Genomic DNA, 25025 nt, shown 5'->3' on the forward strand with positions numbered 1-25025 from the left:
CCCCGTCACGCTCAGCGTGGCGGGGGCCGTTCATTTGTGATGGCCTGGCGGATCAGAGTTGCTGGCCGGGCTGTCCGGAGCGGCGCACCGTCGTCCCGGCCCGCTGGGGGTCGGCGGTCGTCACCGCAACGCCCGACCCGTCGGTGCCCGCGCCCTTCGCGGCAGTGCCCGACCCGGCCCGGGCCACGCCGCCCAGCGCGCGGTCTGCGGCACTCGCTGCCTCGGCCCGCTTGTCGGCCTCGTTCATATGGCCGCCGATCTGGTGTGCGGCGACCCGGCCGCGCTCACCGCCCATGCTGCCGTACGGGTGCAGGCCGAACTCGTTGACCAGCCGCTTGCACACCTCGACCCCACGCACCGAGTTGCCGACCGCATCCAAGCGGGGCGAGAACACGACGACGGCCATGCGCTTCGACGGCACCACCATCAGGACGTTGCCGGACACCCCGCTCTTCGCGGGCAACCCGACCTGGTTCGAGAACTGCCCGGAGTCGTTGTACATGCCGCTGTGCCCCATCACGGACAGCACGCGGGCGGCGGTCTCCGGGGAGAACACCTGCTTGCCGCTCAACGGTGCGACTCCACCGCTCGCGAGCGTGGCACCGGCCCTGGCCAACCGCTCGGTGTTCATGGTGAGCGAGCAGACCATCGTGTAGAACTCGGTGGCGTCCTCCGGGGCACGCCGGTCGGTCGGACCGGCGCCGTACAGCTTCCCCGACTTCGCCAGCGCGTTGGCGAACGCGACGTTGCCGAATCCGGTGTCCCGCTCGGCCGCGAACGTCGGGCCGTGCAGCTGCGGCCGGTCGCCCGTCATCGCCGTCCACGCTCCCTGGACGGTGGTCAACCGGTCGGACAGACCCTTGCCGGAGTCGACCAGCGCGAGCGTCCCGATCGCTCCGGCGTTGATCATCGGATTGTGCGGCCTGCCGTCCCGCCCCAGCGACAGCAACGGATCGTTGAAGGGACCGCCGCTCTGCTCCTGGCCGATCCAGCGATGCACCTCCTCCGCGCCGAGCTGCTCCAGCGCGATCGCGTAGCTGAACGGCTTCGACGTCGACTGCACGCTGAACTCGTCCGCGGTGTCGCCGATCGAGAACACCTGGCCGTCCGCGGTGCAGATCGCGATCCCGAACTTCTCCGGGTCGGCGTCCCGCAAGGTCGGGATGTAGTCCGCGGGCGCGCCGGACCGCTCGTCCAGCAGGTCGGTGTGGATCCGCTCCACCGCGTGCGCGAACTCCTCGAACTCGTCCGCGGGAACCGCGAGCTCACCGGTCAGCGTTCGCTGGATCACCGCGTGCTGCGCGACCTCGGCGAACGTGTCGAAGTCGATCTGCACCGGTTGGGAGTACGGCGTGATCGCCGGGCGGCCGGCGGCGTCACGGACGCCGTCCAGCGCCGCGCGGACCCGCGGATCGTCCGGCATGATCCCGGCCCGGCCGAGCGTGTTGAGCAACTCCCAGGACCAGATCCGGCCGTCCTTGTCCTCGTCGATCCTCGCGTACGACTGGAGCAGCTTCTCCGCAACGTCCATTGGCTGCTTCCTTCCCCAGATGGCGGCAGGCGGGCGCGCACGACCACGCTGTCGGCGCGCAGCAGCTTGTCTTTCTTGTGTTTCCGGAGCGGTCACCTGGTGTTACGGCAACATCAAAACGAACCTGTTGTAGGACAAGTTTGCTACTTGTATGATCACTGCCCATGGACCGCATCCGCCAGGTGAAGCTCTCGTCCGTCGTCCTCCCACTCGAGCAGCCGATCAGCGACGCCAAGGTGCTGACCGGGCGGCAGCGGCCGATGACCGAGATCGTGTTTCTGTTCGCGGAGATCGCGACCGCGGACGATCAGCACGGCATCGGGTTCAGCTACTCGAAGCGGGCCGGCGGACCGGCGCAGTACGCGCACGCCAAGGAGATCGCGGCCAACCTGATCGGCGAGGACCCGTCGGACATCGCGAAGGTGTACGACAAGCTGCTGTGGGCCGGCGCCTCGGTCGGCCGGTCCGGTGTCGCGACGCAGGCGATCGCCGCGATCGACATCGCGTTGTGGGACCTGAAGGCGAAGCGCGCAGGCCTGCCGCTCGCCAAGCTGCTCGGCGCGCACCGCGACTCGGTCCGCGCGTACAACACCTCCGGCGGTTTCCTGCACGCCCCGATCGAGGAGGTGAAGGAGCGCGCGTCGAAGTCGCTCGCCGACGGGATCGGCGGGATCAAGATCAAGGTCGGCCAGCCCGACAGCCGGATCGACCTCGACCGCGTCCGCGCAGTACGAGAACACCTCGGCGACGACGTACCGCTGATGGTGGACGCGAACCAGCAGTGGGACCGCCCGGCCGCGCTGCGGATCGGCAGAGTGCTCGAGCAGTTCGGTCTGGTCTGGATCGAGGAGCCGCTGGACGCGTACGACGCACTCGGTCATGCGGAGCTGGCGGCGGCGCTGGACACCCCGATCGCGACCGGCGAGATGCTGTCGAGCGTCGGCGAGCACGTGCGGCTGATCGAGGCCCGCGCGGCCGACATCATCCAGCCCGATGCGCCCCGGATCGGCGGCATCACGCCGTTCCTCAAACTCGCGACGCTGGCCGATCACAACGGTCTGCAGCTCGCGCCGCACTTCGCGATGGAGATCCATCTGCACCTCGCGGCGGCGTACCCGCGCGAGCCGTGGGTCGAGCACTTCGAGTGGCTGAATCCCTTGTTCAACGAGCGTCTGGAGACGGTCGACGGGCGGATGCTCGTCCCCGACCGGCCGGGGCTCGGGTTCACGACGACCGAGCAGTGCGCGCGCTGGACCGTGGACAGCTGCGAGTTCCGGTGAGCGGTCTCGCTGATCAGATCGTCGACGATCTGAAGCGGCGGATTCTCAGCGGAAGAATCGCGCCGGGCGAGAAGCTGCCGGGTGAGAACGGGCTGGTCGAGGAGTTCGGGGTCAGTCGGACGGTGGTTCGCGAGGCGGTCTCGCGGTTGCAGGCGGCCGGGCTGGTGGAGACGTTCCAGGGGCGCGGTTCGTTCGTGCTGGAGGTCCCGGAGCGTACGCCGGGGTTGCGCGAGGTGCGGTCGCACCGCGACGTCCTCGACCTGATGGACTTCCGGATCGGCGTCGAGAGCGAAGCGGCCGGGCTGGCGGCGGTACGGCGTACCGATCATCAGCTGAAGGGGATCGAGCGGGCGCTGGACGACTTCCGGCGGGTCGGCGACGATCCGGGCCGGTCGGTGGAGGCCGACTTCGCGTTCCACCTCAAGGTCGCTGTTGCCTCGGGCAACCGGTTCTACGGGGACCTGATCGGTGAGCTCGGGCCGATGATGATCATGCTGCCGCGGACCCGGCTCGACCCGGCGTACGAGATGTCGGACCCGGACCACCTGCTCCGCGTGGTGCACGAGCACGAGAACATCAGCGCGGCGATCGCGCGGTCCGAGCCGGAGGCGGCGCGGGCGGCGATGCGAGTGCATCTGTCGAGCACGCGGCACCGGTTGCTGACCCACAACGCCGGATAGCGTTGCCGGTATGGCGCAGCTCGTGCACGCCCGCAAGCCGGTCCCGCCGCGGAGGTGGGGGCTGCGCCGGCATCCGGACTGGATCGAGGTGCGGCCGGATGGCATCACCGCACTGCGCACTTCCGGTGCGTCGTGGGAGCTCGTCCGCAACGAGGACAGCACTCTGCGTGTAGCGGATTCGCGGGGTGAGCCGCATCTGTACCTCGAGGGCATGACCTCCACCGGCATGATCCCCCTCGCCCGCTTCGACGTAGAAGAATTCCGCCAAGCCGCAATCGCGGAGGGTTGGCACTGGTCGACGCCAGGGGAAGACGCGCCGGTACCTCTGCAAGCTGCTGCACCGTCGGGACCGGTCCGGAGTGGGACTCGGGTGGTGCTTCGGGATGGGGCTCGGGGGCCGTTGCCTTGGGCTGGTAGTGGGTTCAGTCCGAAGCTTGTGGTGGCGTTTTGCGTGGTTGTCGCGATGGGTGTGATGGCGTTGGCGTTCGCCAGCGCGTCGACGACCGTGATCATCATCGCCGTATTCGGCCCAAGCCTTCTGATCGCCATCGCGCTGGTCGCCCTCGCCATCCGGCACGCCTTGAAGGTCACCCTGTCCGTCACGATCGCACCGGATCGCGTGTCGGTCACCCACGGCACGCTCGCCTCGCAGGTCGTCCAGCGGACCGCAGTCACGTCCATCAAGGTCGGCCGCCGCTACGCGCGCCTCCGCGGCCCGGACGGCAAGCCCCTCCTGTACGTCCCGCTCAACCCGCAGCGCACCGCCGTACTGAACGCCCTCTCCGCAAACGGCTGGCCGGTCTGACTACCAGCGTGCGGTGTTCGGGCTGAACCCCGGATCAACCGTCCGCATGTACGTCGTGTCGTCCCGCTTCCGGATCCCGCACGCCAGGTACTGCTCGTGCAACGCGCCCAGCGCATCGACATCCAGCTCGACACCGAGCCCAGGCCCACCAGGCACCCGCACACTCCCCGACTCGAACGCCAGCACACCAGGCTTGATCACATCCTCCGTCTTCCACGGGTAATGGGTGTCGCATGCATACGTCAGGTTCGGCGTCGCCGCGGCAAGATGCGTCATCGCGGCCAAGCTGATCCCGAGATGCGAGTTGGAGTGCATCGACAACCCCATCCCGAACGTGTCGCAGATCCCCGCCAGCAACTGCGACCGCCGCAGCCCACCCCAGTAGTGATGATCCGACAGCACCACCTGTACGGCGTCCGCGAGCACCGCCGGCTTCAGATGCGCGAACGCGATCACGCACATATTCGTCGCCAACGGAATCTCGGTCTGTCGCGCAACAGCCGCCATACCGTCGATCCCGGGCGTCGGATCCTCCAGATACTCCAGTACGCCGCTCAGCTCCCGAGCAACCTGCACCGACGTGTCCACAGTCCACGCGCAGTTCGGATCGATCCGCAGCTTGTGCTCCGGGAACGCCTCGGCGAGCGCCCGCACCGCCTCGGCCTCCTGCGCCGGCGGGAACACGCCGCCCTTCAACTTGATCGCCGTGAACCCGTAGTCCCCGATCACCTTCGTGGCCTGCCGCACGATCCCGTCCGGATCGAGCGCCTCGCCCCACGCGTCCGGTTCACCACCCGGATGAGCGGCCCATTTGTAGAACAGATACGCGCTGAACGGCACCTCGTCCCGGACCGCGCCGCCGAGCAGGTCCACCACCGGGAGCCCCAACTGCTTGCCCTGAAGGTCGAGCAGCGCGACCTCGTACGGCGACAACACCACGTCGACAGGGTCCTGCAGATTGAGCATCCCGCCGACCTCAGCCCCACCACCGCTGGTCAGTACGTCGCGCACGCGCTGACGCAGCCCGTTCACGTCGAAGATGTCCAGCCCGGGCAGTACGTCGGCGACGGCGCGCAACCGTGCCAGGTGATCGTCGGCGGCGTACGTCTCCCCCAACCCGACCAGCCCGTCGTCCGTCCATACCTGGACGATCGTCCGCAGCGCGAACGGTTCGTGGACGCCGACCACGTTGAGGAGCGGCGGGTCCGCGAACGCGACCGGGGTCAGTTCGACGCGGGCGATCTTGCTCATACGAGTTCCTTTTCCTTCTTGTTTGCGGTACGTCGACGTACCAGCACCCGCACCGCGGGCAGCGCCAGGACGATGATCAGCACCACGAGGACCGTGCCGGAGATCGGCCGGGTGAAGAAGCCTGCCGGGTTCCCGCCGAAGATCAGCAGCGACTGCCGGACCGCGGTCTCCATCACGCTACCCAGGACGAACGCGAGCACCAGCGGTCCCGGCTCGAACCCGAACTTCTTCATCAGGTACCCGAGGACGCCGAACACGATCACCAGGAAGATGTCGAACACCTGGTTCGCCACCGTGTACACGCCGAGCAACGTGATCAGCACCGTGATCGGCGCGAGTACGGCGGGCCGCACCTTGAGGATCTTCACGAAGACCCCGACCAGCGGGATGCTCATGATCAGCAGCAGGATGTTGCCGAGATACATCGAGTTGATCACGCCCCAGAACAGATCCGGGTGCTCGGACACCAACTGCGGACCGGGCGGGATGCCCTGGATCAGCAGTGCGCCGAACATCAACGCCATCGTCGCGTTCGCGGGGATGCCCAACGTCAGCAGCGGGATGAACGACGAGGTGGCGGCCGCGTTGTTCGCCGTCTCCGGCGCCGCGACGCCCTCGACCGCGCCGCGGCCGAACCGCTCGGGCTCCTTCGCCCGCCGCTTCTCCACCGCGTACGCGACCAGCGACGACAGCGTCGCGCCGCCACCGGGCAGTACGCCGAGCACGAAACCGATCACCGAGCCGCGGCCGATCGCGCCGCGCGCCTGCCGCAGGTCGGCCCGCGACGGCCAGACGTTCGCGACCGCGGCCGGTGTCTGCACCTTGTGATGCCGTTCCTCCAGGTTGTAGAGGATCTCGCCGAGCCCGAACAGGCCCATCGCGATCGGCACGAAGTCGATGCCGTCGGCAAGGTTCAGGCTGTCGAACGTGAACCGGCTCGCCCCGGTGAACGTGTCCCGCCCGACCGTTGCCAGCAGCAATCCGAGCCCCGCCGCGATCACCGCCTTCAACCGGCTGCCGTTCCCCACGGTCGCCACCAGCAGTACGCCGAACAACGACAGGGCGGCGTACTCCGGCGGACCGAAGTCGAGCGCCACGCTCGCGACCACGGGAGCGAGCAGCGTCAGTCCGATGATCGACACCGTGCCGCCGATGAACGACCCGATCGCTGCGATGCCGAGCGCCGTACCGGCTCGTCCTTGTTTGGCCAGGGCGAACCCGTCGAACACCGTGACCACGGACGACGCCTCGCCCGGTAGCCGCAGCAGGACCGACGTGATCGTGCCGCCGTACTGCGCGCCGTAGAAGATGCCGGCCAGCATGATGATCGCGGACACCGGCTCCACGCCGTACGTGATCGGCAGCAGGATCGCGATCGTCGCGGCCGGGCCGAGCCCGGGGAGGACGCCGATCAGCATGCCGATCACGACGCCGATCAGGCAGTAGAGGAGATTCGCGGGCTCCAGGACGACGCCGAAACCATCGATGAACCCGCCCATCAGATCAGCCTGGGCAGCGGAATCTGCAGCAGCAGCACGAAGAGGATGTAGAACGCGGCGACCGTGCCGACGCTGATCGCCACCGACGACACCCAGGACTCCTTGCCGAGGAACCGCAGCCACACGAAGGTCAGCAGCAGCGACGGGATCTCGAACCCGATCAACGGCAGCACGGCCGCGAAGACCAGGAGCGTCAGTACGGAGACCGCCGTCTGCACACTCGCCCGCGAGAACTTCTCGGTATCCGTCCCGTGCCGGCCGACCAGTGCGAGCGCGATCGACAGCACGGTCACCACAACGCAGACCACGAACGGCCACAGGCCCGGGCCGGGCTGGGTCAACTCCCCCAGCCCGAGCGCGAGCGAACCGATCACTCCAGCGAGACCGACGACACCGGCGACGACCGCGGCCCCGAGCTGGGACCACGGCCCGGCGTGCGGCGGGCGATCCTCGGCGAGCTCCGCCAGCAGCTCGGCCTGACTCACTTCTCCACTCACTTCTTCGCTGCCAGCGAGATCCCGAGCTGGTCGAGCTGTCCCTTGTACTTCGTCGCGTACCCGTCGAGGATCTTCCGCACCTCGTCCGGCGACACCTCGATCGGCGTCAGGCAGTGCGCGTCGTTGAACTTCTTGTAGGTGTCGGTCGCATAGGTCTTCTTCGCCGCGTCGGCCAGCTTCGTCTTGACGTCGTCCGGCGTACCCTTCGGCGCCGTGAGGAAGCGGTACTGCGACACCACGACGTCGTACCCCTGCTCCTTGGCGGTCGGTACGTCGGGCAGGAACTTGATCCGCTCGGCCGAGAACACCGCGAGCGGGACGACCTTCTTCGCCTTCACCTGCTCGATACCGTCACCGACCTGGATCGTTGCCACGTCGACCTGACTGCCGAGCAGCGCGGTGAGCGCCGGAGCCCCGCCGTCGAACGGTACGTCGGTCGCCGGGATGCCGGCCTGCTTGAACGTCAGAGCGGACGCCAGTTGCGCGCCGGTGCCGACGCCGGTGGTGCCGTACTTGATGTTCTTGCCGGCCTTCTTCAGGTCGGCGATCGTCTTGTACCCGGAGCCGACCGGCGCGATCAGCACGTAGTCGTCCTGCGAGATGCCGCCGAGCAGGTCGAAGTCGTCGAGTTTCACCACCTCGTTGGCCGAGACCGCGAGCGGGGTGATCGTGAACAGCGAGGCGTTCTGGACCGCGATCTTGTAGCCGTCCGGCTTCGCGGACTGCAGTTCCTTGGCGTTCAGCGCGCCGTTCGCGCCGGGCTTGTTGACCACCGGCACCGAGACGCCCAGTTCCTTGCCGACGCCCTGGGCGATCGCTCGCGTGATCAGGTCGGTACTGCCGCCGGGAGAAGCACCGACGCTCATCTGGATGTTGCCGGTCGGATAGTCACCCTCGCCGCCGGTGGAGGTCGTCTTGACCCCACCGCAGCCTGCCAACAGGACGGAAGCACCCACCGCCGTCACCAGGACGCGACGGTTGAGCTTGCTGAACAGCATCGGATTTTCCTCCTTTGCGGAGCGTGCGGACCCGGCTCGATTGCGTGAGCGTAGGGAGGCTCGATCATGCGTGTCCAAGGCCGATGTGGCATCGAGTGATACCTTTCCTGCATCATGTTTTCGCTCGACCAGCTGAGCGCGTTCGTCGCCGTCGCCGAGGAGCTGCACTTCGGCCGCGCTGCCGAGCGGCTGAACATGACCCAGCCGCCGTTGAGTCGCCAGGTGCAGAAGCTCGAGCGGGCCGTCGGCGCGCGGCTGCTCGAACGCGACAACCGCAAGGTCGAGCTGACCGAGGCCGGGCAGGCGTTCCTCACCGAAGCCCGCCGCCTGCTCGCGCTGGTCGAGACCGCGGGTGATCTCGCGCGCCGGGTGGATCAGGGTGCGGCCGGGACGCTGCGGCTCGGGTTCACGGCCACGTCGGCGATCCGGACGCTCGGGCCGCTGTTGCGCCGGCTGTCCGAGGAACTGCCGGACGTCGACGTGATCCTGCACGAGCGGGTCACGCCCGCGCAGATCGACGGGCTGCTGCGCGGCGAACTGGATCTCGGTCTCGGGCGGCCGCCGTTCGACTCCGACGTACTGGACTCCCGGATCGTGGTCCGCGAGCCGTTGTGTGCTGTTGTCCCTGGCAACCATCGGCTCGCCGCGCTCGGCCGGCCGTTGACGTCGGCGGATTTCAGCGGGGAGCAGGTGATCAGCTACTCACCGACCCAGGCCCGGTACTTCCACGAGCTGACGGTCCGGTTCCTCGCCGAGTCGCATCCGCGGATCGAGCAGCGGGTGCAGCAGATCCTCACCGTGATCCTGCTGGTCGCCGCCGGCCGCGGCGTCGCGCTGGTGCCGGCGTCGGCCCGCCACCTCGGCGTCGAGGGCGTGACGTACTGCGCCCTGGACGGCCCGGGCCAGGCTGTCGAGTTGCACGCGATCTGGAGACGGGACGCGACCAGCTCGGTCCTGCGTCGCGTGCTCACGATGCTCCCAGAGCATCATTAGATCCAAAATCGATCTTGGACAGGTATCCACGCGGCTTCCTACGCTGAGCGGCGTGACCCACTACTCCCCTTCCGAGCTCGCCGCGCAGCTCAAGACCGGCCTGCTCTCGTTCCCCGTGACGCACTTCCACGCGGACCTCAGCTTCAACGAGGCCGGGTACCGCGAGCACCTGTCCTGGCTGAGCCAGTTCGACGTCGCGGGCCTGTTCGCCGCGGGCGGGACCGGCGAGGGGTTCTCGCTGACGCCGGCGGAGATCGACACCGTCGTACGGGCTGCAGTTTCGGAGGTGAACGGGCGGGTTCCGGTGATCGCACCGGCGACCGGCGGGACCGCCTCCGCGGTGGCCGGTGCCCAGGCGGCGGAGGCGGCCGGTGCGGACGGGGTGCTGCTGTTCCCGCCGTACCTGACCGAGGCCGGTCAGCGTGGTTTGATCGAGCATGCGTCGGCGGTGTGCCGCAGTACATCGCTCGGGGTGACGGTGTACAGCCGGGCGAATGCGATCCTCGACGACGTGACGGTTGCCGAGCTCGCGGACCGGAACCCGAATCTGGTCTGCCTCAAGGACGGGGTCGGGAATGTCGAGCAGATGACGCGAACGTACGCACGGGTCGGCGAGCGGCTCACGTACGTCGGCGGGCTGCCGACGGCGGAGACGTTCGCGCTGCCGTTGCTGCAGCTCGGGTACAGCACGTACTCGTCGGCCATTTTCAACTTCGTGCCGGAGTTCGCGCTCGGCTTCTACGCCGACGTGATCGCCCAGGACCGCGACTCGGTCTACCGAAAGCTGCGGGAGTTCGTCATTCCGTATCTGGACATCCGCGATCGGACCAAGGGGTACGCCGTCTCGATCGTGAAGGCCGGTGTCAACGCGATCGGACGTGGCGCCGGGCCGGTGCGGCCGCCGTTGCAGGACCTGAGCGACGAGGAGCTCGCGCAGCTCACCGAGTTGATCAAGAAGGTGAAATGACGCCTACCGTCACCTCGGTGGAGGTCGTGCCGGTTGCGGGGTACGACAGCATGCTGCTGAATCTGAGCGGCGCGCACGGTCCGTTCTTCACCCGCAACATCGTGATCGTCACCGACAGCTCAGGCAACACCGGCCTCGGCGAGGTCCCGGGCGGCGAGAAGATCGCCAACACGATCCGCGACGCCGCGCCGCTCCTCGTCGACAAGTCTCTCGCCGGCTATCGCCACCTGCTTCGCACCGTCTCCACCACCTTCGAAGGCCGTGACAGCGGTGGGCGCGGACTGCAGACGTACGACCTCCGCACGACCGTGCATGCCGTGACGGGGCTCGAGTCGGCGCTGCTCGATCTGCTCGGGCAGCATCTCGGCGTACCGGTTGCTGAACTGCTCGGGGACGGGCAGCAGCGGACCGCGGTCCCGGTGCTGGGGTACTTGTTCTATGTAGGAGATGTGGCGCGCACGGATCTGCCCTACCGGACGGACGTCGACGAGGACAGGTGGTCGCATCTCAGGCGGAAGCCGGCTCTGACAGCTGATGCGGTGGTGAAGCTGGCTGAGGCGGCGCAGGAGCGGTACGGGTTCGCGGACTTCAAGCTCAAGGGCGGCGTCTTCGATCCGCATGTCGAGGTGGACGCGGTCCGGGCGCTGCACGAGCGGTTCCCGGCGGCGCGCATCACGGTCGACCCGAACGGCGCGTGGCTGGTCCGCGAGGCCGTCGCGGTCTGCTCGGGTCTGGACGACGTACTGGCGTATGTCGAGGATCCGTGCGGCGCCGAGTCCGGGTTCTCCGGGCGCGAGACGATGGCCGAGTTCAAGCGGCAGACCGGTCTGCGGACGGCGACCAACATGATCGCGACCGACTGGCGCGAGCTCGCGCACGCGGTCCGGACGGACGCGGTCGACATCCCGCTGGCGGACCCGCACTTCTGGACGATGGCCGGATCGGTACGGGTCGCGCAGCTGTGTCACGACTTCGGGCTGACCTGGGGTTCGCACTCCAACAACCACTTCGACATCTCGCTGGCGATGTTCACGCACGTCGGCGCGGCCGCGCCGGGTGACATCACCGCGCTCGACACGCACTGGATCTGGCAGGACGGGCAGGCGCTGACCAAGGAGCCGCTGCAGATCGCCGGCGGCGAGATCGCCGTACCGGCGCGGCCCGGCCTCGGGATCGAACTCGACCGCGACGCACTGGCGGCCGCACACGAGCTGTACCTGGAGCACGGCCTCGGTGCGCGCAACGACGCGATCGCGATGCAGTACCTGATCGAAGACTGGGCCTTCGACCCGAAACGGCCTTGTATGGTGCGGTAGATGAGGATCTTCTTGTCCACCGACATGGAAGGTACGGCGGGGGTCGTCGACTGGAGCCAGGCCCGTGGACCGGGTCCGGAGTACGAGTACTACCGGGGGCAGCTGCAGGCCGAGGTGAACGCCGCGATCGACGGCGCGCTGGCCGCGGGCGGGACCGAGTTCCTGGTCAACGACTCGCACTCGACGATGCAGAACCTGCGCCCGGACTCGTTGCACGGCCGGGCGAGCTACCTGTCCGGGAAGCACAAGCCGCTCTACATGATGCAGGGCCTCGACGACTCGTTCGACGCCGCGTTCTTCGTCTCGTACCACGGGTCGGCGGGGTCGACGTCGTCCGTGCTGCACCACACGTACAACCCACGGGCGATCGCCGAGGTGCGGCTGAACGGCGCGATCACCGGTGAGGCCGGGATCAACGCGCTGGCAGCGCTGGCGCACGGCGTTCCTGTCGTACTGATCTCGGGCGACCGGGTGACGATCGACGAGGCACAGGCGTTCTGTCCGGACATCGAATCGATCGTCGTGAAGGATTCTGTGTCGCACAACGCTGCCCTGTCAGTGCATCCGGAGCGAGCCCGCGAGCTGATCCACGACGGTGCCCGCCGCGCGCTCGCCCGGTTGAGCGACATCCGGCTGCCGAGCATCACACTGCCCGCCGAGCTGACAGTCCGCTTCCACAGCGGCGCGTTCGCGGAGCTGGCCTGCGAGCTGCGCGGCGTCGAGCGACGCGAGGAGAAGGTCGTTGCCTTGCGCAATGACGACCCGCTGCAGCTGTACCGAACCTTCATCGCGGCCGTGCTGCTCAGTCGCGGCGTCAGCGAGTAACCATGCGTTCAACTGCCGTTGCGCAGGATAGGTTTTGATCGCAGCTGTTGTCTCTTTCTAGGAGTCCGGAATGCGTTGGCAGAAGCCGTTGGCCGCAGCAGTCGTCCTGACCGCCCTCACTACGACGCTGACCGCGTCCGCGACTCCTGTCCAGCAGGGCGGTGCCTGTTCATCGGACGCGGCGCTCCTCGGTTTCAGCGATGCGCTCGACAAGACGACGTACGACGGGCAGCCGGTGGCCGGGCTGTCGGCACTCAACGTGACCGGGCCGCACAGCGCGGTCGCGCTCGTCGACAACGTCGCGACCACGCCCGCCCGGGTGTTCGACCTGAAGGTGAACAGCAAGCCGACGTCGGTGCAGGTCGACGGGATGACGATTCTCCGGCGTCCGGACGGTACGCCGTACAACGGCGGCGACTTCGACGGTGAAGGCCTCGTCGTCGAGCGGGGCAACCGGACCATCCTGGCCACGTCGGAGCGGGAGCCGTCGATCCGGCGCTTCCGGCTGTCGGACGGCCGGCAGATCGGTCAGCTGCCGGTGCCGGCCCGGTTCCAGGTCGCGCCGGCGGGTGAGGCAACGAGCAACGCGACGTTCGAGTCGCTGGCGGTCAGCCGTGACGGTCTGTCGCTGTACGCCGGCATGGAAGGCCCGCTCGCCTCGGACGGGACCGACGCCGACAACCGCACCCGGAACCGCATCATCCGGTACTTCGGTCTGCCCGGACACGAGTACCGGCCGGTCGCGCAGTACGCCTACAAGCCGGACCCGGGACTCGCGCTCGTCGAGCTCGCGTCGGCGAGCCCGACCGAACTGGTGTCGATGGAGCGGACGTACACGCCGGACTTCGGGAACACGATCCGCGTGTTCACGGTGTCGCTGCGGCGGGCGACCGACATCACCAAGGTGGCCTCGCTCGCGGACGCGCCGTCATCCGTCTTCCTGCAGAAGAAGCTGCTGTTCGACCTGGTGGACTGCCCGCCGACCGGCGCGGTCGCGAAGCAGCCGCAGCCGAACCCGTTGCTGGACAACGTCGAGGCGCTCGCGCTCGGCGGGTACCTGCCGGGCGGACGGCGGCAGCTGTACCTGATGTCGGACGACAACAACGGCGCCACCCAGATCACCCGCCTCTACTCCCTGGCCGTCGACCTCCACTAGCGCGTCTGGCGTGATCACGGTGTGTAGGTAAGACTGTGGGAATGCGCGTGATCGTGGTGGGTGCGGGCGTGATCGGGCTGAGCTGTGCCATCCGGCTCGCCGAGGGCGGATACGACGTGGCGGTGTTCGCCCGCGATCTGCCGTTGGAGACGACCTCGTCGGCGGCCGCCGCGATCTGGTACCCGTACCTGTCGGCGCCGGAGGACCGGGTGGCCGGCTGGTCGCGGGCGACGTACGAGGAGTTCGCGAAGCTGGCGGAGCTCGAGCCGTCGGTGCAACTGCGGCACGGGCGCGAGTTCCTGACGGAGCGGACGCCGGATCCGCGGTGGGCCGACGTACTGCCTGATCTCACCCGGGTCGCGTCGCCGCCGGCCGGGTTCGTGGACGGGTGGGCCTTCACCACGCCGGTGATCGACATGCCGGCGTACCTGCCCGCGTTGGTGAAGCGACTCGAGGCTGCCGGCGGGACGTTGACGCGGGCGGCGTTGTCCGCGTTGCCGACCGGGGCCGATCTCGTGGTGAACTGCACCGGGCTGGGCGCGCGGCTGACCGCGAGCGATCCGACGGTGACGCCGGTTCGTGGACAGGTGCTTACGGTTGAGCCGTGCGGGCTGACCGACTGGCTGCTCGCGGACCGTTCGCCGGACGAGCTGACGTACGTGATTCCGCGCGGGAACGACGTGGTCGTCGGCGGCACCAGCCAGCCTGGCGACTGGAACATGGCCGTCGACCCGAAGACGACCGCGGAGATCATGGAGCGGGCGGCCGAGCTGGTTCCTCAACTGCGCAAGGCGAAAATCATCCGGCAGCGCGTGGGGCTGCGTCCTGCACGCCCGGCGATTCGGTGCGAGCTCGTGCGCACCCGCTCCGGCGAGCCGATCATCCACTGCTACGGCCACGGCGGCTCCGGCGTCACGCTCTCCTGGGGCTGCGCGGACGAGGTCTTCGAACTGGTCCACAGTGTCTGACCTGATCATCCTCGACGGCGGCCTGTCGAACGCCCTCGAGGACCGCGGCCACGACCTGTCCGACACGCTGTGGTCGGCCCGCCTGCTGCGTGACGCGCCTTCGGAGATCGCTGCCGTGCACCGCGCGTACTACGGGGCCGGTGCGATGGTCGCCACCACAGCGAGCTACCAGGCCAGCGTGGTCGGCTTCGAACGCGCCGGCATCGAACGCACCGAGGCCGAGCATCTGATCACGAGCAGCGTCCGCATCGCGCTCGAGGTCCGCGACGAGTTCCCCGGAACGCTCGTGGCCGCTTCCGTCGGTCCGTACGGCGCGATGCTCGCCGACGGCTCGGAGTACCGCGGCCGGTACGGCGTGAGCTCGCAGGTCCTGCGCGACTTCCACGGTCCGCGCCTCGAACTCCTCGCGGCCGCGGGCCCTGACCTGCTGGCTGTCGAAACCATCCCCGACACCGACGAGGCCGAGGTCCTGGTCGAGCTACTGCGCGAACTCGACTTCCCCGCGTGGTTCTCGTACTCCGTCGAAGGCGACCACACCCGCGCCGGCCAACCACTCACGCAAGCCTTCGCGATCCCCGCCATCGACCAGGTGGTTGCTATAGGCATCAACTGCTGCAACCCCACCGACGTCCGAGCCGCCGTACAGACCGCCGTCGCCGCGTCAGGCAAGCCCGCAATCGCCTACCCCAACCAAGGCGAGTCCTGGGACGCAACCGCGCGCAAATGGGTGGGTGACGGGACAGGCCCGGCCGACTTCGCACCCAGCTGGGTCGAGGCAGGAGCGACATACATCGGAGGCTGCTGCCGAGTCGGGCCGGAAGACATCCGCGCCCTCGCAACGGATCTTTCCGGAACATAAAAGTCACCTGGTGCCGAAAAGTTTCCGAAGATCGCGTGCAGGAGGTCTGATCTGCAGCTGGACAGGACCTGTCAGCTGTACGGGTAGTGCACCTGAGCGTGAATGTGTTCGTGCGTACAGCGTCTCGCCGGTGCACTACCTGTCGAGCTGCAGATCACAGCCGCTGATCCCCGCCAGCTGGCAGGTCGCCACTGGCGGCGGGTTAGACGTCTAGGATCTGGCAGAGGAGGTCTAGGGATCCGGGGTAGGCGTGGTCGGGTGGGGTGCCGTAGCCGACGATTACTGCTTGGCGGGTGGCTGGGGTGGGGTTGAAGTGGTACGTCGTGAGCGTGGCGAGGCCGAGGCCCTGGCGGGCAGCTCGGGCGACCATGTCTTCGGCGTCGCCGGGGACGTCGAGGAGGACGTGCAGGCCGGCTGAGATACCGGCGACCTCGACCGTGGGGGCACGGACCGCGAGGAGTTCGACGAGGCGGTCGCGGCGGCGACGGTAGTGCAGGCGCGAACGCCGTACGTGCCGGTCGTAGTGGCCGGAGGCAATGAATTCCGCGAGGACGAGCTGTTCGAGGGTCGCGGTCTGGAAGTCCGCCGTCCGCTTCGCCGCGACCACCGGCTCGATCAACCGCTGCGGCAGTACCATCCACGCGAGCCGCAGCCCCGGCGCGAGACTCTTGCTCGCCGTACCCGTGTAGACGACCCGCTCCGGATCGAGCGCCTGCAACGCCCCGACCGCCTGCCGGTCGTACCGGAACTCACCGTCGTAGTCGTCCTCGATCAGCACCGCCCCCGACTCCCGCGCCCACTCGACAGCAGCGGTACGGCGTTCCGGTGCGAGCGGCACGCCTGTCGGCATCTGATGCGCCGGCGTGAGCAGCACGCCCTGCCCGGTCAGCCCGGTCGTCTGCGCACCCAGTTCGTCGACCGGTACGGCGGCCACGTCCAGCCCGCGGGCCCGGATCACGTCCCGATGCAGCCCGTACCCGAATTCCTCGACGGCGATCGTCGTACCGCCGAGCGCCTTGATCGCCTCGCTCAGCAGACTCAGCGCCTGCACGTACCCCGAGCAGATCAGGATCCGCTCCGGATCGGCCCGTACGCCGCGCGCCCGGGCCAGGTAGTCCGCCAGCACCCGCCGCAGCTCGATCCGGCCGCGCGGATCCCCCAGCCCGAACGCCTCGTTCGGCGCCGCGGTCAGCGCCTTCCGCGCCGCGGCCAGCCACTCGGTCCGCGGGAACGTCGCCACATCCGGGGACCCCGGCGTCAGGTCGTACCGAAAACTCCGGGCCTCGGGCAACGAAACGCTCGGCGACGGCGGTACGGCGGCCCTGCTCGCGACCACTGTCCCGGAGCCCTGCCGCGCCGTCAGCCACCCCTCGGCCACGAGCTGCCCGTAGGCATCGGCGACCGTGTTCCGCGCGATCCTGAGGTCACGAGCCAACGACCGCGACGACGGCAACCGGGTCCCCGCCGCCAGCCGCCCACTCCGGATCGACTCGTGCAACGCCTGTACCAGGTCGCCGCGCCCCCGGGTCGCAGTCAACTCGAGATGCAGGTCCGCGCCTCCGTCCTCCATAGAACTGGACCTTAGCCGCGAACCTGCCCGGTCGAGAGTTACTCGCCGAAAAGATCGTCGAAGTCCAGAGGAACCCAGCGGAAGTAGACCGGGGCGTCGAAGCTGCCCGGGATCTTGCCGAGGCTCTGGATGACAGTGGACGTGCCCGACGCGTGGCCGACGGCGTACATGTAGGCCGTCCGGGTGTCCTTGTCGATGCCGACCAGCAGCGTGCCCTTGTTCCCGCACTTCTCCGCGACCAACGACTCGAAACCTTGCCAGGTCGAGCCGCGCACCAGCTTCACCACCGGCTTCATCGGCGCGCTCGTCGGGATGTGGATCGTGTAGAGCGCGCCGCCTCTGGTGGTCGCCAGGAGCGTGTCGTAGGTCGCCGTCTTGCTGATCAGCACCATCGCCTTCACCGCGGCGAACCCCGGGGCGGACACGCGCTGGCGCCAGACACCGTAGCCGTCTTTGCTCCACCGGAACAGGACGCCGTCGTTGCGCAGCGCGTACTCGTGCGTCCGCGAGAAGGTCCCGCGGTACGGCACGTAGCGAGATTCCGCCAGAGCGACGAAGTCACCCCAGCCGCCACCGATCCGTCCCACGCCGATCGATTCGGGATCCAGGCTGTCGTACCCCGTGCCGTACAACGCCGAGCCGATCACCACGGAGCCTTGAACCCGCAGGCCGCCAGGAGTCGGCTCTTGAACCATGGTCGTGCTGAGCCGCGGCAGCATGCCGTCGGGATACAGGTCAGCGATCACGACGCCGATGCCCCCGTTCGTCGGCGGCGACGTCGCGACGACGGTCTGCCACTGGTGGTCGCCCGTCGCCGACACCGAACCCAGGTCCAACTGACACTGTGCCGACGCCGCACTCGGCGCCGTGGCCGTTCCGATCGCTGTTCCTGGGAGCAAAGCCGCCGCAAGGACGGCCGCACCCAGCACCCCTGTCGTTCTCGATCCGATCTTCATCGAAGCTCCCCCTTGATTACCAAGCTTGATGCGATCGGCGACCCGAAAGTTGCCCGATCAGGCAGCAGGCGAGCAGAGGCCTACTTGACCTCGGACCGCATCACCAGCCGGAGCCCGATCAGCAGGGGCAGGACGAGCCACACCATCCCGGTGACGGCGATGTTCGCCCACTGCTCCCCGGTCAACGACTTGTCGAACACGAACAGGCCGCTCTGGGCGAACTGGATGTCCACCCACGGCTGTACGTCGTGGAACCACTGCGAGCCGGCCGCCAGCAAGCTGAAGATCGTCGGCAGCAGGAAGGTGAGGACGAAGTACGCCACGACCGCTCCGATCGAGGCCCGGATCAGGACACCCAGCATGAAGCCGATCAGCAGGCTGAGGACCATGCCGAGGACGTAGTACAGGCATTGGGTGATCGTCACGTCCCACCTCGGCGTGATGCCGGTGACGGCAGCGCCGAGGAGGTTACCGAGGGCCCCGACCGCGAAGGTCAGTGCCATCGCCGCGATCGCGATGACGACCGACGAGATCGCCTTCGCGGCGATGATCCGGCGCCGGTGCGGGATCATCGTGAAGGTGGCCAGACCGGTGCGCTGGCTCCACTCGCCGGTGACGGCCAGGATCGCGACGATCGGCAGGATGACGACCACCGGGAAGCGGATCGCGGTCGCGAAGGTGGAATAGGTGAGCTCGTCGTCCGCGGCGAACAGGATGACGCCGGCGGCGGCCAGTACGGCGGAGATCGCGATGCTGGCGATCAGCCAGAAGCCGGACCGGGTGTCGAACATCTTGCGCAGCTCGACGGAGATGATCCGGCTCAACGGGACCGGACGTACGTCGTCCCGGCTCAGCCAGACTGCTCCTGCTGCCGCGGTGACGGTCATGCTGAGGCTCCTTCACGCTGACTGGCGGACGTGAGTTCGAGGAACATCTCCTCCAGGCCGGCGCCCTCGGCGGCCCGTAGTTCGGTCAGGGCGATACCTGCCTCGAGCGCCACCGTCCCGACCAGTGCAGCGTCCGCGTCGGTGTGCAACGCGCCGTCACCGGTCGCGCGCGCGGTGAGCCCCCAGTCCTTCAACGCCTGCTCGAGGCCATCCAGGTGCACCGCGCGAACGACGGTGCCGGCCGCGTGCAGCAGATCGGTCTTGGCCCCTTGGGACACGATCCGGCCGTGCCCGATCATCACGATGTCGTCGGCGATCACCTCGATCTCGTGCAACAGATGCGAGGACAGCAGGACGGTTCCGCCGCGATCGGCGTACCCGCGCAGCAGGTCCCGCATCCAGCGGATACCGGCCGGATCCAGGCCGTTGGCGGGCTCGTCGAGGATCAGTACGCCGGGATCGCCGATCAACGCGGCTGCAATGCCGAGCCGTTGGCGCATACCGAGCGAGTACTCCCCCACCCGCCGGGCCGCCTCGTCCGGCGTGAGGCTGACCGCCGCCAGCATCTCCTCGACCCGGGCCCGGGGCAGACCCATCAGGCGCTGGGCCAGGGTCAGGATCTCGCGGCCGGTGCGCCCGGCGTGCTGTGCGGACGCGTCGAGCAGGACGCCTACTTCGAGTCCGGGGTTCGGCAGGTCCGCGAACCTGCGCCCGGAGATCGTGGCGGTCCCGGAGGTGGCGCGGGTGAGTCCGACCATGATGCGCATCGTGGTCGACTTGCCGGCCCCGTTCGGACCGAGGAACCCGGTCACGCGGCCCGCGGCGGCGGTGAAGCTGACGTCGTCGACCGCAAGCGTCGTGCCGTACTTCTTCGAGAGGCCTTCGATGGTGATCATGCGGTGAAGCCGGTGATGGCGATCTTGCCGCGGGCCTCGCCGGTGATGAGGCGGCGCATCGCGTCCGGGGCCTGCTCCATCGGGTACGTGCGGTCGAGGCTGGGCGCCACCTGCCCGGCTTCGATGAGTTCGGTCAGGCGGGCCAGGTCGGCACCGCGCTCCTTGTTGACGAAGGTGGTCAGGCGCTGGCGGATGAACAGCGAGAGGACAACGGCACGCAACTGCCGGTTCATGCCGCCGGTGGGTCCGCCGCCGTCTTCGCCACCGGTGATGACGGCCGTCCCCCGGGGAGTCAGAGCACGCCGCAACCGCGACAGGGTCGGGTTGCCCGCGATATCGATGATCAGGTCGTAGCGATTCGGACCCTTGGCGAAGTCCTCCCGCCTGTAGTCGATGACGTGGTCGGCTCCGAGCGCCCGGACCAGGTCGAGCTTCGCCGTACTGGCCACGCCGGTCACCTCCGCACCGAACGCCTTGGCGAGCTGTACGGCGAAACTGCCGACGCCACCCGACGCTCCGATGACCAGCACATGCTGCCCGGACGACACCCGTCCGACGGTCAACGCGTCAAGGGCGGTGAGGCCGGAGATCGGTACCACGGCGGCTTCCTCGAACGAGAGGTTCGCCGGCTTCCGCACGAGTTTGTCCGCGCGACCCACGGCGTACTGCGCGAACGAGCCGGGCGCGACGCCGTACACCTCGTCACCGATCGCGTGCGTGGTCACGGCCGAGCCGATTGCCTCGACTATGCCGGCGACATCTCGTCCCGGGACCGGATTGCGCGGGCGGCGGAGGCCGAACGCGAGCCGGATGGGGTACGGCGTACCCGTCATCAGATGCCAGGTGCCGCGGTCGAGGCCGGCTGCCTGCACGCGGACGAGTACCTCGTTGGCGCCCGGTTCGGGCCGCGCGAGCTGCCCGGCCCGCAGGACGTCGACGGAGCCGTACCCGTCCTGGACGATCGCCCGCATCGTGGTCGTGGTGGCGGTGGCCATGTGTCCCCCTGATGGATTCAGGCACCCCCAGTGCACCGGCTTTCGTACTAAGTACGGCCAACGTATCGTACTTTGTACGAAACTGCTATCGTCCAGCTGTGGACGAGCCGAAACAGCGGGCACGACTGAGCCGGGAACGGGTGCTGCAAGCAGCCGTCGAGGTGGCCGACGCGGGTGGGCTGGCGGGACTGACGATCCGCTCGCTGGCCCAGGAACTCGGCGCCAAGCCGATGTCGGTCTATTACCACGTGGCCGGCAAGGACGAGATCCTCGACGGCATCATCGACCACGTCTTCAGCCAGATCGAACTGCCGTCGGCCGACGGCGACTGGCGGACGGAGTTGCGCCGGCGAGCGGCGTCGGCGCGGGACGTGCTGCGGCGGCATCGCTGGGCGATCAGCCTGATGGAGTCCCGGACCTCGCCGGGTCCGGCCACCCTGCGCCATCACGACGCGGTCATCGCCACGCTCCGCGCGGCCGGGTTCTCCCTCGAGATGACCGCGCACGCCTACGCTTTGATCGACAGCTACACCTACGGCTTCGCACTGCAGGAGGCCGCGTTGCCGTTCGAAGGGCCCGACACCGTGGCCGACGTGGCGGAGTCGATCATGGCGGACTTCGACGCCGAGGCGTACCCGCATCTCGTCGAACTCGCGACCGGCTACTACTTCAAGACCAGCTACGACTTCGGCGACGAGTTCGACTTCGGCCTCAACCTGATCCTGGACGGACTGAGCGCCGCGTTGCCCGCAGACAGGAGTAGTGTCGAGGTAGTTCCGGAATCGACGACATCCGCTTGAGGTGCCGGCCGCACCGGCCCACTCTGCAGGGGATGTCATGTCCGTTCCTGAGAGCACGCCCGAAACTCCCACCCCGGTCGAGTCGTCGCCCGTCGACGAGCTCATGAAGCCGCTGAAGAAACGTGCGCCGCGCACCATGCGCAGCACCTGGACCCAGCTGCGCAATCTCGTCCGGCGCGGCTAGATTGGCCCACGGATCTTCGCGGGGAGTGGACCAGGCACCTGGGCCGATCTGGTCATAGCGTGGTGGCATGAGCACAACAACACGGCGGGTCAAGCTCGCCAACCTGGTGCCGGACTTCTACAAGGCGATGATCGAGCTGGACCGGGTGTCGGACGACGGGCTCGACCCGAAGCTGGCCCACCTGGTGCGGATCCGGGCCTCGCAGATCAACGGGTGCGCGTACTGCACCGACATGCACTCGCTCGACCTGTTGCAGTTCGGCGAGGACCAGCAGCAGCGGATCACGTTGCTCCCGGTGTGGCGGGAGGCTCCGAAGTTCTACACCGAGCAGGAGCAGGCTGCGCTGCAGTTGGCCGAGGCGATCACGCTGGTGAGCGTCGACCACGTCCCTGACGACGTGTACGAGGTTGCGGCGCAGGCGTTCGACGAGAAGGACCTGGCGCAGCTGATCGCGTTGATCATCACCATCAACATGTGGACCCGGATCGGGGTGACCGGGAAGATGGAGCCCGGCCACTACAAGCCATGACCGCCGAACTGTTCAGGGCCCTCCATCACGGCGGCACTCCCCTGGTTCTCCCGAACGCTTGGGATCCGGTGAGCGCACGCCTCGTCGCCGAGGCCGGCTTCTCCGCCGTTGCCACCAGCAGCGGCGCGGTCGCCCGCGTCCTCGGGTACGACGACGGGCAGCTGACTCCGCCGGAGAAGATGTTCGCCGCCGTGGCGCGGATCGCCCGTGCGGTCGACGTACCGGTCACCGCCGATCTGGAGGCCGGGTACGGTCTGCCGCCGAAGGAGTTCGCGGAGCGGTTGCTCGAGACCGGCGCGGTCGGCTGCAACCTCGAGGACTCGGTCGATGGCGCATTGGTCGACATCGCCCGGCAGGCGGACTATCTGGCTGAGGTACGTGCGGCCGCGGGGGCCGAGCTGGTGATCAACGCGCGCGTCGACACCTTCATCCGACCGGTGGACGACCCGGTCGACGAGGCGGTACTGCGGGGGCGCGAGTACCGGCGCGCCGGAGTGGACTGTGTGTATCCGATCCTCGCACCGCTCGACCAACTGGCCCAGGTGGCCGAGGCCGTCGGCGGGCCGATCAACGGGCATGCGAAGACCAACGGACCGACGCCGACCGAGCTCGCCGCAGCCGGCGCGACGCGGATCTCGTACGGGACGAGCGTGCACGAGTACGTGATGGCCCAACTCCGGGAGCTACTGCCGACGCTCACGACGTAAGGCGTAGACGAGGGCCCAGTCCTGGTCGTTGGCGAGCGGATCGGCGATGTGGGCGGGCTGGCCGTTGACGCAGCTCGGGTAGACGAACGCGCAGGTCGCCGATCCGTCCGCGGCGAAGCTGACCAGGTTCGCGCGGAGGATCGCGTCCTCCGCGCGAACCAGCCATGCGGCGTGCTCGGGCGTGACGAGTTCCCGCGGCCAAGCGGCGTACACGACGGCGCTCAACGCGGACCAGTAATGCGGGAAGACATCGCCCCACAAGCGCAGCCGGCCGAACCAGTAGCCGTCCCAGTGCCGGATCGGGACATGCCGCAGCCGTACGTCGGGCTGGTCGGCGGCGAATGCCGTCAGCCACGGAAGGCGGCGGGTCAGCTCGGCGCCGTCGATCTGGTCCGGTGCGATTCGGTATGCCGAAACGAGCAGTTCGAGGAGCGGGGCGACCATCGACTGCTCGTAGTTGACCTCGTGCGGCGGCAGCTCGTCGCCGTACCCGATGAAAGTCTTCGCGTGCCGGACGAGGTGCTCGTGGAGGCCGAGTTCGCTGAGCAGCGGGCCGAGGTCGAAGGCGAGGAAGTGGTCGCCGCCGAGTTCGTAGTACCGGTTGAGGATGCGGGTCGCGCCGTCGCGATCGCCCTGGCCGAGCAGGAACCGCGCGAACCACGGGAAGTTGTACAGGCGCACGGAGTTCTGGTGGACGCTGTCGTCCTGGATCGTGCCTTGGTCGTCGAGCAGATGCTCGCGGACGAACTGCTCGTAGCCGGCCAGCGCCTCGTCCAGTTCAGCGCGGTCACCCCAGCCCCGGTCGCGGACCTCCTGCAGGAGAAGGGCCATGCCGACACGTTCGCGGGCATCGTTCCAGTCCCGCCAGGCGCTGGACAGGACGGTGAGGCCGCTCTCGTTGTCGTAGGGCACGAACGCGTACTTGCGACTGTCGGGAAGCTCCGGTCGCCGTTGACGGTCGAGGACGAAGCGGGCGCGCCGCTCGGCGATCGTTCGGAGCGGCTCGTGGAACAGGACCGCGATCCGGGACCTGCCGTCGGGTGCTTCGACGTACTGGAGGCCGGGCTCGCTGCTCGTGATCTCGCGCCCGTCGTGGAGCTGGATCGTCTCGTCGACCTCGGCAGCTAGCCGGTCGGCGTCGATGAGCGGTGCGCGGTCCGCGTGGAAGGCGGACAGGTCGTCGTACCAGGCCAGCTGCCAGGTCCAGCGGTACGTCGCTCCCGGCGCGAGCGTGATCGCCGGTTGGCCGCCCATCGCACCGGGTACCCGGGCGTGGTCGGTGACGTGGAGGTAGATGTGGCCGCGGATGTTGCTGCTCGTGCCGGGCTCGCGGGACTCGACCGAGTACGCCCAGAGCTCGCCTTCCTTGAGCTGCAGACCGAGCCCCGGTCCGCTGCCGTCCATCGGCACCGCCCAGACCCACGCGTCGGCGCCGCCCGTCCAGACGTGTGCATGCACCGCGCCGGTGAGACTCTCCCGGCTCGACGTGTAGACATCGCGGTACGGCGTACTGATCGCGAGCGAACCGATCTCGATGGTGTCGTCGCTCGTGTTGCGGAGCTCGTACGTCTCGGTCCACTGCGCACCGAAGCGGCGGCCGACGCGGAGCTCGAGGCCGCCGAACCGGTACATCAGATCGATGCCGCTGCTCCGCCACCGGGTGAACGCCGGGGCGTCGAACCGGTACGCGCCGCGGTCGGTGATCACGAAACCCTTGCCCCAGGCATGCAGGCTGTCGTGCACCGTGCCGTCAACGCCCTCGTCGAGCAGCACGCGCCGCCCGTCCGGGTGCAGTACCTGCGCGACCGCCCCGTCGTCGGCGAGCTGGACCGTTCCGCGACCGAATTCAAAACTTTCCACGATTCGCCAACCTACC

Annotated in this window: 25 protein-coding genes; 14 read left to right on the forward strand and 11 right to left on the reverse strand. The window is 68.4% G+C overall.

What is annotated here, in order from left to right; translation table 11 throughout:
• Positions 1 to 52 precede the first annotated feature (52 nt).
• Positions 53 to 1531 carry a glutaminase A gene (gene glsA / locus OHB24_RS42005; protein ID WP_327636562.1) on the reverse strand — a complete coding sequence of 493 codons (1479 nt, stop codon included), beginning with the start codon at positions 1529 to 1531 and terminating at the stop codon, positions 53 to 55.
• Between the two features lie 164 nt (positions 1532 to 1695).
• Between glsA and OHB24_RS42010 the strand changes: the two genes are divergently transcribed.
• From OHB24_RS42010 to OHB24_RS42020, 3 genes are read left to right on the forward strand one after another with little or no spacing between them, the layout of a single operon-like run.
• A complete protein-coding gene (locus OHB24_RS42010; protein ID WP_327636563.1) occupies positions 1696 to 2811 on the forward strand; it encodes an L-talarate/galactarate dehydratase in 1116 nt (371 codons plus the stop codon).
• The gene (locus OHB24_RS42015) at positions 2808 to 3491 is read left to right on the forward strand and encodes a FadR/GntR family transcriptional regulator (RefSeq protein WP_327636564.1); all 684 of its coding nucleotides are present in this window, start codon (positions 2808 to 2810) and stop codon (positions 3489 to 3491) included. The genes OHB24_RS42010 and OHB24_RS42015 overlap by 4 nt, the downstream gene beginning before the upstream one ends.
• A gap of 10 nt (positions 3492 to 3501) precedes the next feature.
• Entirely contained in the window at positions 3502 to 4296 is a 795-nt protein-coding gene (locus OHB24_RS42020) for a hypothetical protein (protein WP_327636565.1), read from the forward strand.
• On the opposite strand, the gene OHB24_RS42025 is transcribed toward OHB24_RS42020, so the two are convergent.
• The 4 genes from OHB24_RS42025 to OHB24_RS42040 are packed head-to-tail and all read right to left on the reverse strand — an operon-like array spanning position 4297 to position 8541.
• Complete coding sequence (locus OHB24_RS42025) at positions 4297 to 5547, reverse strand: glucarate dehydratase family protein (RefSeq protein WP_327636566.1); 1251 nt, start codon at positions 5545 to 5547, stop codon at positions 4297 to 4299. It lies immediately after the preceding gene.
• Positions 5544 to 7046: a tripartite tricarboxylate transporter permease gene (locus OHB24_RS42030; protein WP_327636567.1), complete on the reverse strand. Its 1503-nt coding sequence runs from the start codon at positions 7044 to 7046 to the stop codon at positions 5544 to 5546. Before OHB24_RS42030 ends, OHB24_RS42025 begins: the two co-directional genes overlap by 4 nt.
• Positions 7046 to 7531, reverse strand: coding sequence for a tripartite tricarboxylate transporter TctB family protein (locus tag OHB24_RS42035; protein WP_327636568.1), 486 nt, complete (start codon positions 7529 to 7531; stop codon positions 7046 to 7048). The genes OHB24_RS42030 and OHB24_RS42035 overlap by 1 nt, the downstream gene beginning before the upstream one ends.
• Before the next feature lie 8 nt (positions 7532 to 7539).
• On the reverse strand, positions 7540 to 8541 hold the full coding sequence (locus OHB24_RS42040; protein ID WP_327636569.1) for a Bug family tripartite tricarboxylate transporter substrate binding protein: 1002 nt from the start codon (positions 8539 to 8541) through the stop codon (positions 7540 to 7542).
• Between the two features lie 114 nt (positions 8542 to 8655).
• Here OHB24_RS42040 and OHB24_RS42045 point away from each other — a divergent pair, with 114 nt between their 5' ends.
• The 7 genes from OHB24_RS42045 (at position 8656) to mmuM (ending at position 15625) form a co-directional block, all read left to right on the forward strand.
• A complete protein-coding gene (locus OHB24_RS42045) occupies positions 8656 to 9534 on the forward strand; it encodes a LysR family transcriptional regulator (protein WP_327636570.1) in 879 nt (292 codons plus the stop codon).
• A gap of 52 nt (positions 9535 to 9586) precedes the next feature.
• On the forward strand, positions 9587 to 10501 hold the full coding sequence (kdgD, locus tag OHB24_RS42050; protein ID WP_327636571.1) for a 5-dehydro-4-deoxyglucarate dehydratase: 915 nt from the start codon (positions 9587 to 9589) through the stop codon (positions 10499 to 10501).
• The gene (locus OHB24_RS42055; RefSeq protein ID WP_327636572.1) at positions 10498 to 11817 is read left to right on the forward strand and encodes an enolase C-terminal domain-like protein; all 1320 of its coding nucleotides are present in this window, start codon (positions 10498 to 10500) and stop codon (positions 11815 to 11817) included. The genes kdgD and OHB24_RS42055 overlap by 4 nt, the downstream gene beginning before the upstream one ends.
• Positions 11818 to 12642 (forward strand): M55 family metallopeptidase, encoded by an 825-nt coding sequence (locus tag OHB24_RS42060; RefSeq protein WP_327636573.1) that lies wholly within the window; start codon positions 11818 to 11820, stop codon positions 12640 to 12642. It begins immediately after the preceding gene.
• 70 nt (positions 12643 to 12712) lie between these two features.
• Entirely contained in the window at positions 12713 to 13798 is a 1086-nt protein-coding gene (locus tag OHB24_RS42065; protein ID WP_327636574.1) for an esterase-like activity of phytase family protein, read from the forward strand.
• 41 nt (positions 13799 to 13839) lie between these two features.
• On the forward strand, positions 13840 to 14766 hold the full coding sequence (locus tag OHB24_RS42070) for an FAD-dependent oxidoreductase (RefSeq protein WP_327636575.1): 927 nt from the start codon (positions 13840 to 13842) through the stop codon (positions 14764 to 14766).
• The gene (gene mmuM / locus OHB24_RS42075; RefSeq protein WP_327636576.1) at positions 14759 to 15625 is read left to right on the forward strand and encodes a homocysteine S-methyltransferase; all 867 of its coding nucleotides are present in this window, start codon (positions 14759 to 14761) and stop codon (positions 15623 to 15625) included. The genes OHB24_RS42070 and mmuM overlap by 8 nt, the downstream gene beginning before the upstream one ends.
• A 202-nt stretch (positions 15626 to 15827) precedes the next feature.
• On the opposite strand, the gene pdxR is transcribed toward mmuM, so the two are convergent.
• The 5 genes from pdxR to OHB24_RS42100 all read right to left on the reverse strand — a co-directional run bounded on the left by pdxR (position 15828) and on the right by OHB24_RS42100 (position 20929).
• Complete coding sequence (gene pdxR, locus OHB24_RS42080) at positions 15828 to 17195, reverse strand: MocR-like pyridoxine biosynthesis transcription factor PdxR (RefSeq protein WP_327636577.1); 1368 nt, start codon at positions 17193 to 17195, stop codon at positions 15828 to 15830.
• A gap of 38 nt (positions 17196 to 17233) precedes the next feature.
• Positions 17234 to 18151, reverse strand: coding sequence for a hypothetical protein (locus tag OHB24_RS42085; RefSeq protein ID WP_327636578.1), 918 nt, complete (start codon positions 18149 to 18151; stop codon positions 17234 to 17236).
• Between the two features lie 80 nt (positions 18152 to 18231).
• The gene (locus tag OHB24_RS42090; protein ID WP_327636579.1) at positions 18232 to 19038 is read right to left on the reverse strand and encodes an ABC transporter permease; all 807 of its coding nucleotides are present in this window, start codon (positions 19036 to 19038) and stop codon (positions 18232 to 18234) included.
• Positions 19035 to 19934: an ABC transporter ATP-binding protein gene (locus OHB24_RS42095; RefSeq protein WP_327636580.1), complete on the reverse strand. Its 900-nt coding sequence runs from the start codon at positions 19932 to 19934 to the stop codon at positions 19035 to 19037. Before OHB24_RS42095 ends, OHB24_RS42090 begins: the two co-directional genes overlap by 4 nt.
• Positions 19931 to 20929: an NAD(P)-dependent alcohol dehydrogenase gene (locus tag OHB24_RS42100; protein WP_327636581.1), complete on the reverse strand. Its 999-nt coding sequence runs from the start codon at positions 20927 to 20929 to the stop codon at positions 19931 to 19933. The genes OHB24_RS42095 and OHB24_RS42100 overlap by 4 nt, the downstream gene beginning before the upstream one ends.
• 98 nt (positions 20930 to 21027) lie before the next feature.
• Between OHB24_RS42100 and OHB24_RS42105 the strand changes: the two genes are divergently transcribed.
• The 4 genes from OHB24_RS42105 to OHB24_RS42120 all read left to right on the forward strand — a co-directional run bounded on the left by OHB24_RS42105 (position 21028) and on the right by OHB24_RS42120 (position 23149).
• The gene (locus OHB24_RS42105) at positions 21028 to 21729 is read left to right on the forward strand and encodes a TetR/AcrR family transcriptional regulator (protein WP_327636582.1); all 702 of its coding nucleotides are present in this window, start codon (positions 21028 to 21030) and stop codon (positions 21727 to 21729) included.
• Positions 21730 to 21766: 37 nt separating this feature from the next.
• A complete protein-coding gene (locus OHB24_RS42110) occupies positions 21767 to 21913 on the forward strand; it encodes a hypothetical protein (protein WP_327636583.1) in 147 nt (48 codons plus the stop codon).
• Between the two features lie 67 nt (positions 21914 to 21980).
• Positions 21981 to 22442, forward strand: coding sequence for a carboxymuconolactone decarboxylase family protein (locus tag OHB24_RS42115; RefSeq protein WP_327636584.1), 462 nt, complete (start codon positions 21981 to 21983; stop codon positions 22440 to 22442).
• Positions 22439 to 23149, forward strand: coding sequence for an isocitrate lyase/PEP mutase family protein (locus OHB24_RS42120; protein ID WP_327636585.1), 711 nt, complete (start codon positions 22439 to 22441; stop codon positions 23147 to 23149). Before OHB24_RS42115 ends, OHB24_RS42120 begins: the two co-directional genes overlap by 4 nt.
• Here the strand turns inward: OHB24_RS42120 and OHB24_RS42125 are convergent.
• On the reverse strand, positions 23126 to 25009 hold the full coding sequence (locus OHB24_RS42125; protein WP_327636586.1) for a hypothetical protein: 1884 nt from the start codon (positions 25007 to 25009) through the stop codon (positions 23126 to 23128). The genes OHB24_RS42120 and OHB24_RS42125 overlap by 24 nt on opposite strands.
• Between the last annotated feature and the right edge of the window lie 16 nt (positions 25010 to 25025).

The sequence above is a fragment of the Kribbella sp. NBC_00482 genome, from assembly GCF_036013725.1.
Lineage (GTDB): Bacteria > Actinomycetota > Actinomycetes > Propionibacteriales > Kribbellaceae > Kribbella.